Below are 12,248 nucleotides of genomic sequence, written 5' to 3' on the forward strand. Positions count from 1 at the left end.
AAAAGGCACAATTATAAGAACTAAAATCAAAAATCATTAGATTTGTAAAAAACATATCAGAAGATATTTATGAAGTTTAGAAGCATTGTTTTAGCAGTAGCATTAATCTCATTGGGAGCTTGTAAGAGCCATCTCAATATTGCCAATATTCATACGGAGAAGAATATTGTGATTGATAATCAAGTATCAGAAGATGCCAAGATCAAAGCCTTTATAGAACCGTATAAGAATGAGATGGATGCCAAGATGAACACCAAGATCTCACATACTAGTGTAGATCTAACCAAAGATGGTGATAATAGTAATCTCGGTAATCTTTTAGCAGATTTCACGTATGAAGGTGCGTTAGATTGGGCAAAAAAGAATAACATCCCACATTTAGATGGTGGAGTTATTAACATAGGAGGTATACGATCTGTCATTGGAGCAGGAGATATAACGACAAAACAAGTCTTCGAAGTTATGCCTTTCGAAAATGAAGTTGTTATCATAAAGCTTAAGGGTAAAGATCTACAAGGCTTGTTTGATTACTATGCAGAAAATCAAAAAAACAATCCAGTATCTCATTTGTTAGTGGAGACGGATAAAAATAAAATCACAAAGCAATTGGTTAACGGTAAAGCAATCGATTTTGACAAGGATTATTACATCGTCACTTCAGATTATTTAGCATTTGGTGGTGATAGAATGTACTTCTTTACTAAGGGAGAATTAATCCCAACTGGCATTAAGTTAAGAGAATTGTTTTTAGAAAAATTCCGAGCGATGCCAGAAGTTGTTGTCCCGAGTGATGTAAGATTGATTTTTAAAAAATAGTGATGATGGATAGAAAAAAGTTTTTAAAGTATATAGGAGCAGGTTCGGTTGGTTTATCATTGATGCCTCAGATGTTATGGGCAGAACAACAATCATTTTTAGACAAAAGTTCTGATTATAAGTTGACAATTCTTCATACCAATGATCAACATAGTCGTATTGAGCCGTTTGATTCTTCTTATACCAAAAATCCTAATCAAGGTGGTTTTGCAAGAAGAGCAACTTTAATACAAAAAATAAGACAGCAAGAAAGTAACTTATTATTATTAGATTCTGGTGATATTTTCCAAGGGACACCATATTTTAATTTCTTTGGAGGCGAGTTAGAGTTTAAGCTAATGAGCATGATGCAGTACGATGCATCTACGATGGGGAATCATGATTTTGATAATGGATTAGACGGTTTTCTTAAAGTTTTGCCTAACGCAAAATTCCCTTTTATTTGCTCTAACTACGATTTTAAGAATACTATTTTGGATGGTAAAACTCAACCTTATAAAGTGTTTAACAAGAATGGAATTAGAGTTGGTATTTTTGGTGTTGGTGTAGAGCTAAAGGGGCTAGTTGGTAAAAAAAGCTATGGAGAAACAGAATATCTTAATCCGATAGAAATAGCGCAGCATTATGCTGATTTTTTAAGAAAAGAAAAACAGTGTGATTTGGTGATTTGCTTATCACATTTGGGTTATGATTATGAGGAAGAACCACAAAGAATGTCAGATAAACATCTCGCTGCCAAAACATCAGGGATTGATCTGATATTGGGAGGTCATACACATACTTTTCTAGACAAACCTCAGAACTTTATGAATAAAGATCAAAAAAATGTTATAGTTAACCAAGTAGGATGGGCAGGACTTTTGTTGGGTAGATTGGATTTTTATTTTGATAAAACGAAGTCTGTGAAGAATATTTCGTGGCATAATCAAGTTATAGACGATAGTATAATTGTATAATCATATGAAGAAAAATTTATTATTAGCAATCTTCTTTATTTTATCATTAACGATAAACGCACAAAGCTCTACAAGATGGAGTGACTTATTTTCATATAACAATGTACTTGCTATAAGAGAAGATAGTGATAGATTAATTGCAGCAACAGAAAATGGAATTTTCTACTACAATCCATCATCTGGAGAAATCAAAAAATTATCAAAAGCTAATGGTCTTCACGATGTTAAAATTTCTGCTTTTGATTATAATCCAGAAACAAGAATAGGCTTAATTGGTTATAAAAATGGGGCTCTAGATGTGATAACACCTAATGGTATCTTTTATATTGTTGATATCCCTATTGCTAATGGCTATAATGGAGACAAGAAAATTAATCATATTTCTATTAAAGGCGACCAAGCTATAATTTCTGTAGGATATGGAGTTTCTATATTTAATCTAGGAAAAAAAGAATTTGGAGATACCGCTTTTTTCTCTACAGGAGGCGTCTTTACTGTTGCTAATGAAGCGGGTATTGTTAATAATAAAGTATATGTAGCAACTGATGCTGGCTTATTTTCACATGAAATTAATACAACTTTCTCTAATTTTGTAACGTGGCAATCTTCAAAGATAAATGGAATATATAAAAATATAGCATCTAGTGATATTCTAGCTTATTCTATGGGTAATCAGATTAAATTTGGTAATCCTAGCTCAGTGTCAAATTTAGCAAATTTACCAAGTCTGTCTGGAAGTTTTTCTAATGTTAAAGATATTGTTATCAGTCAACAAAAAATATTGGTAGCCGATGAAAAGGCTTTGTTCCAATTTTCCATTAATGGTACTTTAGAACAAAAAATTGATCATACAGAGAATATAAATACAGGAGCATTTTATAAAAATAACTTGTATTCAGGATCATTATTAAGTGGGATTTTAGATAAAAATAATAGTAGTTTTAGACCTGATGGACCTTATAATAATGCGTCATTTAAGATTAATTTGTACAATAATCAGATTGTCATAAGCTCTGGTGGAAAAGCAAATTATAATACTCCTATCATAAGAAACCTAGGGTATTATCATTTTGATGGTATGAAATGGAATTATCCAGACTATTTTTTGACAGCTGATAGACAGTTTAATGTATTAAAAGCAGCAATTAATCCTATAAAACCTACAGAAGTATTGTTTACAAATTATACATTGGGAGAATCTAATGGGATCTATAAAATGGAATCTAATAATTTTTCTAAATTCTATCCTCTAAATAACGAGCCTGCTTATAATAGACCTAATGGATTAGATTTTGATGAAAATAATGAACTTTTTGTAAGTGTAGGTGTTATGAAATCACCGTCAGTTGGCTTTCTTTATTATAATAAGATAAATGATCGATTTGATTTAAAACCTATTATTGATAATGGAGGATCCGAACAAATTGTTCTTAAAAATGGGATTTTGTATAATCCTGGAGGATATAGTAATGATGGTGGTCTTTTGATTTATGATTATAATAATACTCCAAGTAATTTTAATGATGATAAATATAAGTTATTAAAAAAATCAAATAATCTCCAATCTAATGGTACGGTATCGGTAGCTGTAGATAAAAACGATAATGTCTGGATAGGTGGTAGAGAAGGGCTAAGAGTATTATCTAATCCTAAATCTGCCATATTAGAGGATTCTCCACAAGCAGATCCTATAATTATTGAGCAAAATGGTTTGGGCGAAGAATTATTCCGTGATGCAGAAATCCTAGCTATAACAGTAGATTCTGGTAACCAGAAATGGATTTCTACAGGTGGTGGTGGTGTTTTCTTCCTTAGTCCAAATGGTGAGCAGACATATCTTCATTTTACAAAGTCTAACTCTCCATTACCTAATAATTCTGTTACAGATATACAGATTGATGATAAAACAGGAAAGGTCTATTTTGTAACATTAGATGGAGTAGTTGTTTATCAAGGAGATATTGCTAATGTTACAGATAATTTTGGCGATGTTTTGGTATATCCTAATCCTGTCGTTTATAATCAGTTTAAAGGAAATGTTAGGATAAAAGGGCTCGCAGCAAAAACAAATATTAGGATTACAGATGCAGCTGGTAATGTTGTTCATTCTGCTATTGCCAGAGGTGGTTATTATGAATGGAACCTCAATAACCAAAGAGGTGTTAGGGTATCTTCTGGTATTTATTTTGTGTTAATGACTAATGAAGATGGTACGGATAAAGCTACTGCAAAAATAGCTGTTGTCAATTAATGAATACATATAGCGGATTTCTTCCTTCTTACGTTCGTTATGGTGATCACGATGCAATATTGCATTGCTTTACTAGAGAAGAGGGGTTTTATAGTTTTTTTGCCAAAGGAATTTATACAGCCAAGAATAAAAAGAAAGCCTATCTTTTTCCGCTTAATGAAATTATTATCACTACCAGCAACGCAAAATCTGGTAAAATATCCAATGTTAGTAAAATAGAATCTGCTCACAATAAAGATATATATCTTGACATAAAAATCAATGCGATCATATTTTTTGTGGCAGATTTTCTCAATCAGATCTTAAAGAACGAACAAGCTCAGCAGGAAATTTACAACGAGATTTCTTGCTTTATACACGCTATTGAAACTACTAATGTCCAAGCGCATATTATCATTCTCTTCAATATTTTGAAAATCCAAGGTTGGTCACCTTTGGTCTCATCACATGATTATCTTAATCCAGAGTCGGGTGTGTTTACAATTAATGAAACGCATTATCTTTTCAATAAAGAGAATTCAGACTTATGGAAACTGGTTTTAAACCAAGATAATCCTTACAGAATCCAACTGACAAGACCGCAAAGACAAGCATTATTAGATACTTTATTGGTGTATTATCATTATCATTTTGTAGATTTTAAAACACCTAAATCTCTGGAAGTCATCCAAGATATTTTTTAGTGATGATAGACATCATCGTATTTTATACCAGCTTTTATTGGTATCTTTAATTGATTAACCTCCGGGACGATAGGGCAACTATAATCATAAGCGTTGTAGGCACATAATGGCTGATATGCTTTGTTGAAATCAATAATAATTTCGTCCGCCTTCGGAGTTTTTAGGTCTAAATATCGTCCACCGCCATAAGTTTGTTTTCCATTAGTTGTATCTTTAAAAGGTAAGAAGAGATAATCTTTATAGTCTTCTTTTGATTTTAAAGCCTCACTGGTGTATAATGTTAAAACCTGAGGTTTTCCTTCAATTACGAAGTAAGCTTTACCATATTCGGTATAATATTTTGTTTTACCAGAAGATGTCGGGAATTCTAATGTTGGAGCATTCTCTGTTTTTACAAATTTTGCTTTAACATAATATTTTTGATTGATAGGAAAAAAGGGATGCTTCTTAAACTTAGTGAAGTTATCATCACGCAAAGGTGTTGTTTCCTTATTAAGATATTCTTGGTTTAATTCCTTTTGAAATTCTTTTATAGACTCTTTATCAAAGGATTGTGCCTGAGTATATATTGTAGCTATTAACGCGAAAAATATGAGTGTTATTTTCATTTTATTGAATTAAAATATGATAAATGTCGGTTTCGTTTCTTTGTATATTTTCTATGAAAAAACCATCAGATTCTGGAATAGATTCTAGCAAATCAAAAGAAACACAGTTGGCAGGAAGTCCCGAAAAAATTAATGTAAAATAATAATCTTTACCAGGTGTTACATCAGTCCAATGCGGAAAAAGGCTAATATTTTCGTGATGAATTAATTTGCTCACATGACTAGACCTACGATCTATCAAAAAAGTAGAAGGCCAAATTCTTATTTTTTCTTCATAAAAACCTAAAGATTTAAAACGGCAATGTACAATTACTTGTTTCTCTTCAAGATACATCTCTTTTAAATCTTTTAAGATTTCTTCTGCAATAAAAGGTTTTACTTCTGTCGTTCCCAACGATTATTTTTTTTGAGGAATCTAAGTTAAAAAAATCCTATTTCATTTTGATTAAAAATAAAATAGGATTTTGATGTTTTTTTGTTATTATAGAACAGAACAAGTTAGTAGTGAAGTTCTAATGTCTTTTTTGTGTAATTTCTAATTTGTTCTGTAAGGTCTTTGTCTTCGGCTAAGTTTTTGCCATAACTCGGTATCATCTCGGTTAATTTTTTGTTCCAATCTCCTTTAACTCGATCAGGAAATGCTTTTTCTAAAACCTCTAACATAGCGTAGACTGCTGTACTTGCTCCAGGAGAAGCTCCAAGAAGTGAGGCGATACTAGAATCTTTGTTAACGACAACTTCTGTCCCAAATTCTAACTTGCCACCATCCTTGTCATCTTTTTTGATGATTTGGACACGTTGTCCTGCGATTTTCAGTTCCCAATCTTCCTCTTTTGCATCTTTAATAAAGTCTCTAAGATGTGCTAGACGCTGAGATTTGTTCATAGCAACTTGTTGTACAAGATATCTTGTTAATGGTAAATTATGCCACCATGCACCAAAGAGCGATCTTATATTTTTGAAGTTAATACTTTCGGGTAAATCAAGATAGCTTCCTTCTTTTAAAAATTTAGTAGAGAATCCTGCAAATGGACCAAAAAGTAAAGCTTCTTCTCCATCTATAATTCTTAAGTCTAAGTGAGGGACAGACATTGGCGGTGCATCTACCGTTGCTTGAGTATAAACTTTTGCCTTATGTTGCTGTACTAATTCTGGATTTTTAGTGACTAACCATTGTCCACTCACCGGAAATCCACCGTAACCATTAGCCTCTTCTATACCAGAACTTTCTAACAATGTTAGCGCATGACCACCAGCACCAATAAAAACAAATCGAGCATCAATATCTTGCGTGTGTAAGTTTTTTCTGTCTTTTACTTCTAGTCGCCAATCACCATTCTCTCTTCTGCTCAATTCTTTTACTTCGTGATAGCAAAATACTTCTACGCTACTATCTTCTTGTAGATGATGAATTAATTTTTTAGTTAAAGCTCCAAAATTAACATCAGTCCCAAGATCCATTTTGGTTGCTGCAAGATGGTGATTAGGGCTTCTTTTGCTCATTATTAAAGGAATCCATTTTTTCAATTTTTCGTGGTCATCAGAAAACTGCATACCTTCGAAAAGATGAGATTTAGTCATAGTCTGTTGTCTTCTTCTTAAGAAATCTACATCCTTTTCGCCCATAACAAAACTCATGTGAGGACAAGAGTTGATGAAATCTTTAGGTGTGTCTATTCTTCCTTTTTCTATTAAATACGACCAAAATTGTTTAGATAATTCAAATTGTTGTACAATTTTTAAAGCTTTGGAGATATCAATACTTCCATCTTCTTTTTCCGTGGTATAGTTAAGTTCGCAGAAAGCTGAGTGTCCTGTACCTGCATTATTCCAAGCGTCAGAACTTTCTTTGGCAACATCATCTAACCTTTCTAAGATTACTACTTTGAGCTCTGGTTGTAGCTCGTGGATGATTGTGGCTAATGTTGCGCTCATAATACCGCCTCCAATAAGGGCGATATCATATTTGGGTTTTGGAGTGTTAATCATTTTATAGAAAATTAATAAGATAACTGTTGTAAATAAAGTTTAGATTTGAGGAAAATTCATGCCAAACTCACATAAAATCTCTTTTAATCAGGATTAGTTACAAGAAATTAATTTAGTAACTTTGCAAGGTGATTCGCCTTAAAAAGAAGGGTGATAATTTTATCAATGAAAGCATTAAAAACCCTGAATCCCTACTTCTGGAAACATCGCGTTTTATTATTTTGGGGATTTCTATTCATTATATTAAGTAATTTTTTTGCCATTTACAAAGTCCAGTTTATTGGTGCTACGGTTAATGAAATTCAAAAATCTTTATTACGCAGTCAAGGCGATCAGAAAGAGTTTTATAGATTATTAATTATAAACGCAGCTATTATTGTTGGGTCATCTATATTGTCGGGATTTTTTACATTTATGATGCGCCAGACGATTATAGTGGCTTCCCGAAGGATAGAATATGAATTGAAAAATAAAATCTATGAGCATTATCAACAATTATCGCTAACGGATTATAAGAAAACAACCATTGGAGATCTAATGAACCGATTGAGCGAAGATGTGGTTGCGATAAGAATGTATCTTGGTCCTGGGGTTATGTATGTTGTTAACCTTATTATTTTATTAATTATTACCAGTGTATATATGGTAATGACAGATATAGAAATGACAATTTGGACTCTTCTTCCCTTGCCGATTTTATCTTTTTTAATTTATAAAGTCAGTGATATTATCAATAAGAAGTCAAAAGTAATGCAGAAAAGCCAGTCGGCTATTTCTACTTTTGTACAAGATAGTTTTTCCGGGATTAGAGTTGTGAAATTCTTTAGCAAAGAAAAATATATCGAAAAAAATTACGGAATTAAGGTTAAAGATTACCAGGACAAAGCCTTGGATCTTGCAAAAACTGAAGCTTATTTTTTTACCATAATACTTTTTGTAATAGGATTATTGAATGTTGTTATCCTTTATATAGGTGGGCAAAAGTATATGGAAGGATTGATGGATGTTGGGACAATTGCGGATTTTTTCTTATACATTAATATCTTAATTTTTCCTTTTTCTATGGTCGGTTGGGTGACTTCTGTTAATCAAAGAGCAGAAGCATCAATGCAACGTGTTAATGAGTTTTTAGAAATGAAGTCTGATGTGATTAATACCAATCATGACAAATATGAAATTAAGGGAGATATAGAATTTCGTAATGTAAGTTACACTTATCCTAATACGGGAATTAAGGCACTAGATCGTCTTAGTTTTAAAATAGAGGCAGGTAAAACGCTTGCTATTATGGGAAAAACTGGAAGTGGTAAATCTACAATTGCGCTCTTGTTATGCAGATTAGTAGATCCAGATGAAGGCGAAATCTTAATTGATGGTAAAAATCTTAAAGACCATAATCTTGAAATATATCGTCAGAAGTTGGGTTATATTCCTCAGGAAAGTTATTTGTTTTCTGATACCATAAAAGAAAATATTGGCTTTGCAATAGATAATCCCACCTTAGAAATGGTAGAGAGGTATGCTAAAAAAGCTGACGTTCATAGCAATATTATGGATTTTAAAAATCAATATGAAACTGTAGTAGGAGAGAGGGGTGTTATGCTATCTGGTGGACAAAAACAAAGGATTTGTATAGCTAGAGCAATGATAAAAGAACCTCAGATTTTGATTTTTGATGACAGCTTATCTGCTTTAGATACAGAAACAGAGGAGAATATCTTACAGAACATAGAAAAAGACTTAAAGAAGTCTACATCAATTATTATAACTCACAGAGAGTCAAGTGCAAAGCGAGCAGATAGGATCTTAGATCTTTCACCACAAGAGGCTTAAAATGTGTGAAAAAAAATCATTTAATTTGTTAAAATACCATATTTGTTACAAATAATTTAAAAAATATTTGAGAATCCAAAGAATTCTTATATATTTGTTAATAAAGAGTTCTAAAAAAATTTGTACAAATGAGTGAATACAAAGAACGCCATGAAAATGAAATTTTCACAAAGGTGTTAAAAGCAGGAAGAAGAACATATTTCTTTGATGTGCGCGAGACAAAAGCAGGAGATTATTACCTTACAGTTACCGAAAGTAAAAAGAATTTTGGAGAAAATGGGGAGGCTACTTTTGAGAAGCATAAAATTTATCTTTATAAAGAAGATTTTAAAAACTTCATAGATATGTTTAATGAATCAACAGATTTTATTATCCAACAGAAAGGAGAGGATGTAATATCAGAAAGACATGATAAAGATTACAAAGCAAAATCTTTTACGATTGAGTCTGATGACGAAGTCTAAATAACATAAAATATAAAAAGCACATTTTTTAAAATGTGCTTTTTTTTTGTTTTATTAACGGTGATAAATGTTTCTAATAGGAGCTAAAACAAAAAAGCATCTGATAATCAGATGCTTTTGTTTTGGGTGAATGAGGGGTCTCGAACCCCCGACCTCCGGAACCACAATCCGGCGCTCTAACCAACTGAGCTACAATCACCGTTTTTGCGTGTGCAAATATAACACTTTATTTTAAACCATCAAACAATTCCTTCAAAATTTTTAAAAACTAGCAATTTTTCTGAAGTAAAACCCTCTGCATAAGTCACACCAGATAGCCTCCCAAGGTCTTGAGCACGATAAGTAATACTTTCTAAGAAGTCTTTTGTTGTGATGGGAGTTGTTGGTTCTGAAGAAGTTGGATCGTAGAATTGCGTTTTATAAGCTAGGCAACTCTTAATTTTGACATCCATATAATCTGAAATATCTATCACAAAATCGGGTTCAATATTTTTCCATTGAATGTAATTAAAAATATGTTTTGGACGCCAAACGTCTTGCAAAATGCCATTGTCTGTCGTTTCGATTTTTCTTAATCCTGATAAAAAGCAAGCATCTGACGTTAATTTGGCTGCTTTTGCATGATCGGGATGTCTATCATCTATTGCATTGGCAAAAACCATGTCTGGCTGATACTTCCTAAGAACTTTTATAATTCTCATTTGGTATTCTTCTGAGTTGTCTAAGAAGCCATCTTTCATTTTTAGATTTTCTCTAACGTTAATTCCGAGTATCTTGGATGCTTCGGCAGCTTCTTCTGCTCTAGTAATGTTGGTCCCTCTTGTACCAAGTTCGCCTTGGGTGAGATCTATAATGCCTACTTTTTTTCCTTCTGCAATTAGTTTTGCTAATGTGCCACTACAACTTAGTTCTACATCATCAGGATGCGCGCCAAAAGCTAATATATCTAGTTTCATTTTTTAATTGTTTGAAGCAAATGTACAAATTACAGTAACAACTCATCTTGACAAAAGATAAGAAGCTACTGCAGCAATAGGGATGGGAGCGGCATCCTCTAGTTTTGGGGTGAGGTGGCAGAGCGAAGCGAAGCCGTCCGAGCGAGAAAACTAGAGATATAGCGTACAGCCCGACGGCATAATTTATGAGGTGATGCCTAATGATTGGGAAATAAATTATGACGGATTGCCCTAACTATTAGAGAAAATATCTTATTTTTACGATAAATATTTTATGTTATGAGCAATCTAAAAGGTGTAGGTGTTGCGCTGGTAACGCCATTTAACGAAGATTTGTCGGTAGATTTTGATTCGTTGACGAAGTTAATTGATTTCAATATCGATAACGGGACTAATTATCTGGTAGTTTTAGGGACGACTGCAGAGGCAGCAACCTTGTCTGAAGAGGAAAAGAAACAGGTAATTGCACATATTATAAAGGTTAATAATGGTAGAGTTCCGTTAGTTTTAGGAATTGGTGGTAATAATACAATGGAAGTGAAACGCCAGATTGAAGAGGCGGATCTATCGGCTTTTGAGGCGGTGTTATCTGTGTCTCCATATTATAATAAACCTAATCAGGAAGGGCTTTATCAGCATTATAAAATGATTGCTTCTACCGGAAAAAATATTATTATCTATAATGTACCGTCTAGAACTGGTCAGAATATTGAAGCAGCTACAACGTTGAGATTAGCCAATGAGTTTCCTAATCTTATTATGATTAAAGAAGCTGCGCCTAACATCTTACAGTATTTTGATATTATTAGAAAGAAGCCGAGTGCATTCAATTTAGTTTCTGGAGATGATGAGTTTACATTACCTGTGACTTTGGCGGGTGGTAATGGCGTTATTTCTGTCATTGGACAGGCTTATCCTAAAGAATTTTCTACGATGCTGCAATTGGCTTTTGATGGAAAGGTTAAAGAAGCTTACGAAATCCATAACCGATTGGTAGAGATTACAAGGCTTATTTTTGCTGAAGGTAATCCTTGTGGTATAAAAACCGTTTTGGCAGAGAAAGGAATTATCAAAAACTATCTTAGATTGCCTCTTACCAAAGCATCTGATGCGTTGCAAAGCAAGATTAAGGAAGAAATGAAAACAATATAATAACAAAATGAGCTTCGGCTCATTTTTAGTTTTAGAGATATGATTATTGATAGAAAAGCGACAACGTTGGATATTAGTCTTATTCAGGATTTAGCGAGAAAGTCTTGGGAAGTGGCTTATGCAGATATATTGTCTCAAGAACAGTTAGATTATATGTTAGACCTCATGTACTCTGAGCAGACTTTAGCGAGCCATTTTGAAAATCCTAATTATCATTATTATATTATACAGGAAAACGAACAAGCTTTAGGATTTGTAGGATATGAGAATCATGCAGAAGAGAAGACCACTAAGTTGCATCGCATTTATCTAATACCCGAAGCTAAAGGAAAAGGAGCCGGAAAGTTTGGACTTAATTTGGTTAAAGATCAAGCCGTATCTGCCGGCGATTCTCGGATTATTTTAACCGTTAATAAATATAATTCTGCTAAAGATTTTTATGAGCATCAAGGCTATACAATCTATGAAGAAGCAGTTTTTGATATTGGAGAAGGCTATGTTATGGATGATTATTTGATGGAAATAAAGTTCTAACTTTTA

12 protein-coding genes and 1 tRNA gene are annotated in these 12,248 nt (G+C 32.9%); 8 read left to right on the forward strand and 5 right to left on the reverse strand.

The window, feature by feature from the left end; genetic code table 11:
* Positions 1–69 precede the first annotated feature (69 nt).
* The 4 genes from ACQQ6V_RS13370 to recO are packed head-to-tail and all read left to right on the forward strand — an operon-like array spanning position 70 to position 4,706.
* On the forward strand, positions 70–816 hold the full coding sequence (locus tag ACQQ6V_RS13370; protein ID WP_448846005.1) for a 5'-nucleotidase C-terminal domain-containing protein: 747 nt from the start codon (positions 70–72) through the stop codon (positions 814–816).
* A gap of 5 nt (positions 817–821) precedes the next feature.
* Complete coding sequence (locus ACQQ6V_RS13375) at positions 822–1,772, forward strand: bifunctional metallophosphatase/5'-nucleotidase (RefSeq protein WP_448846212.1); 951 nt, start codon at positions 822–824, stop codon at positions 1,770–1,772.
* A gap of 4 nt (positions 1,773–1,776) precedes the next feature.
* Entirely contained in the window at positions 1,777–4,023 is a 2,247-nt protein-coding gene (porZ, locus tag ACQQ6V_RS13380; protein WP_448846006.1) for a type IX secretion system anionic LPS delivery protein PorZ, read from the forward strand.
* Complete coding sequence (recO, locus tag ACQQ6V_RS13385; RefSeq protein WP_448846007.1) at positions 4,023–4,706, forward strand: DNA repair protein RecO; 684 nt, start codon at positions 4,023–4,025, stop codon at positions 4,704–4,706. The genes porZ and recO overlap by 1 nt, the downstream gene beginning before the upstream one ends.
* On the opposite strand, the gene ACQQ6V_RS13390 is transcribed toward recO, so the two are convergent.
* From ACQQ6V_RS13390 to mqo, 3 genes are all read right to left on the reverse strand, one after another.
* Positions 4,703–5,314, reverse strand: a complete 612-nt coding sequence (locus ACQQ6V_RS13390; RefSeq protein ID WP_448846008.1) for a DUF1684 domain-containing protein — start codon at positions 5,312–5,314, stop codon at positions 4,703–4,705. The genes recO and ACQQ6V_RS13390 overlap by 4 nt on opposite strands.
* 1 nt (position 5,315) lies before the next feature.
* Positions 5,316–5,708 (reverse strand): hypothetical protein, encoded by a 393-nt coding sequence (locus ACQQ6V_RS13395; RefSeq protein WP_448846009.1) that lies wholly within the window; start codon positions 5,706–5,708, stop codon positions 5,316–5,318.
* A gap of 104 nt (positions 5,709–5,812) precedes the next feature.
* Positions 5,813–7,303 (reverse strand): malate dehydrogenase (quinone), encoded by a 1,491-nt coding sequence (gene mqo, locus ACQQ6V_RS13400; protein ID WP_448846010.1) that lies wholly within the window; start codon positions 7,301–7,303, stop codon positions 5,813–5,815.
* Positions 7,304–7,468: 165 nt separating this feature from the next.
* Between mqo and ACQQ6V_RS13405 the strand changes: the two genes are divergently transcribed.
* Entirely contained in the window at positions 7,469–9,136 is a 1,668-nt protein-coding gene (locus ACQQ6V_RS13405) for an ABC transporter ATP-binding protein (protein ID WP_448846011.1), read from the forward strand.
* A 128-nt stretch (positions 9,137–9,264) separates the two neighbouring features.
* Positions 9,265–9,600 (forward strand): DUF3276 family protein, encoded by a 336-nt coding sequence (locus ACQQ6V_RS13410; protein WP_448846012.1) that lies wholly within the window; start codon positions 9,265–9,267, stop codon positions 9,598–9,600.
* 124 nt (positions 9,601–9,724) lie between these two features.
* On the opposite strand, the gene ACQQ6V_RS13415 is transcribed toward ACQQ6V_RS13410, so the two are convergent.
* Positions 9,725–9,800: transfer RNA gene (locus ACQQ6V_RS13415), tRNA-His, on the reverse strand.
* 39 nt (positions 9,801–9,839) lie between these two features.
* Complete coding sequence (gene bshB1, locus ACQQ6V_RS13420; RefSeq protein WP_448846013.1) at positions 9,840–10,556, reverse strand: bacillithiol biosynthesis deacetylase BshB1; 717 nt, start codon at positions 10,554–10,556, stop codon at positions 9,840–9,842.
* Positions 10,557–10,835: 279 nt separating this feature from the next.
* On the opposite strand from bshB1, the gene dapA reads away from it, so the two are divergent.
* Together dapA and ACQQ6V_RS13430 are read left to right on the forward strand one after the other, a co-directional pair.
* Positions 10,836–11,708 (forward strand): 4-hydroxy-tetrahydrodipicolinate synthase, encoded by an 873-nt coding sequence (gene dapA, locus ACQQ6V_RS13425; RefSeq protein ID WP_448846014.1) that lies wholly within the window; start codon positions 10,836–10,838, stop codon positions 11,706–11,708.
* A gap of 39 nt (positions 11,709–11,747) precedes the next feature.
* Entirely contained in the window at positions 11,748–12,242 is a 495-nt protein-coding gene (locus tag ACQQ6V_RS13430) for a GNAT family N-acetyltransferase (RefSeq protein ID WP_448846015.1), read from the forward strand.
* The last annotated feature ends 6 nt before the right edge of the window (positions 12,243–12,248 follow it).

The organism is Chryseobacterium electrogenes, from assembly GCF_053553015.1.

Excerpts from the sequence above, each read along its gene's own strand:
- ACQQ6V_RS13375 (WP_448846212.1), top strand. The coding sequence starts at position 822 with ATGGATAGAAAAAAGTTTTTAAAGTATATAGGAGCAGGTTCGGTTGGT.
- ACQQ6V_RS13370 (WP_448846005.1), top strand. The coding sequence starts at position 70 with ATGAAGTTTAGAAGCATTGTTTTAGCAGTAGCATTAATCTCATTGGGA.
- ACQQ6V_RS13410 (WP_448846012.1), top strand. The coding sequence starts at position 9,265 with ATGAGTGAATACAAAGAACGCCATGAAAATGAAATTTTCACAAAGGTG.
- ACQQ6V_RS13390 (WP_448846008.1), bottom strand. The coding sequence starts at position 5,314 with ATGAAAATAACACTCATATTTTTCGCGTTAATAGCTACAATATATACT.
- mqo (WP_448846010.1), bottom strand. The coding sequence starts at position 7,303 with ATGATTAACACTCCAAAACCCAAATATGATATCGCCCTTATTGGAGGC.
- dapA (WP_448846014.1), top strand. The coding sequence starts at position 10,836 with ATGAGCAATCTAAAAGGTGTAGGTGTTGCGCTGGTAACGCCATTTAAC.
- bshB1 (WP_448846013.1), bottom strand. The coding sequence starts at position 10,556 with ATGAAACTAGATATATTAGCTTTTGGCGCGCATCCTGATGATGTAGAA.
- recO (WP_448846007.1), top strand. The coding sequence starts at position 4,023 with ATGAATACATATAGCGGATTTCTTCCTTCTTACGTTCGTTATGGTGAT.
- ACQQ6V_RS13405 (WP_448846011.1), top strand. The coding sequence starts at position 7,469 with ATGAAAGCATTAAAAACCCTGAATCCCTACTTCTGGAAACATCGCGTT.
- ACQQ6V_RS13430 (WP_448846015.1), top strand. The coding sequence starts at position 11,748 with ATGATTATTGATAGAAAAGCGACAACGTTGGATATTAGTCTTATTCAG.
- porZ (WP_448846006.1), top strand. The coding sequence starts at position 1,777 with ATGAAGAAAAATTTATTATTAGCAATCTTCTTTATTTTATCATTAACG.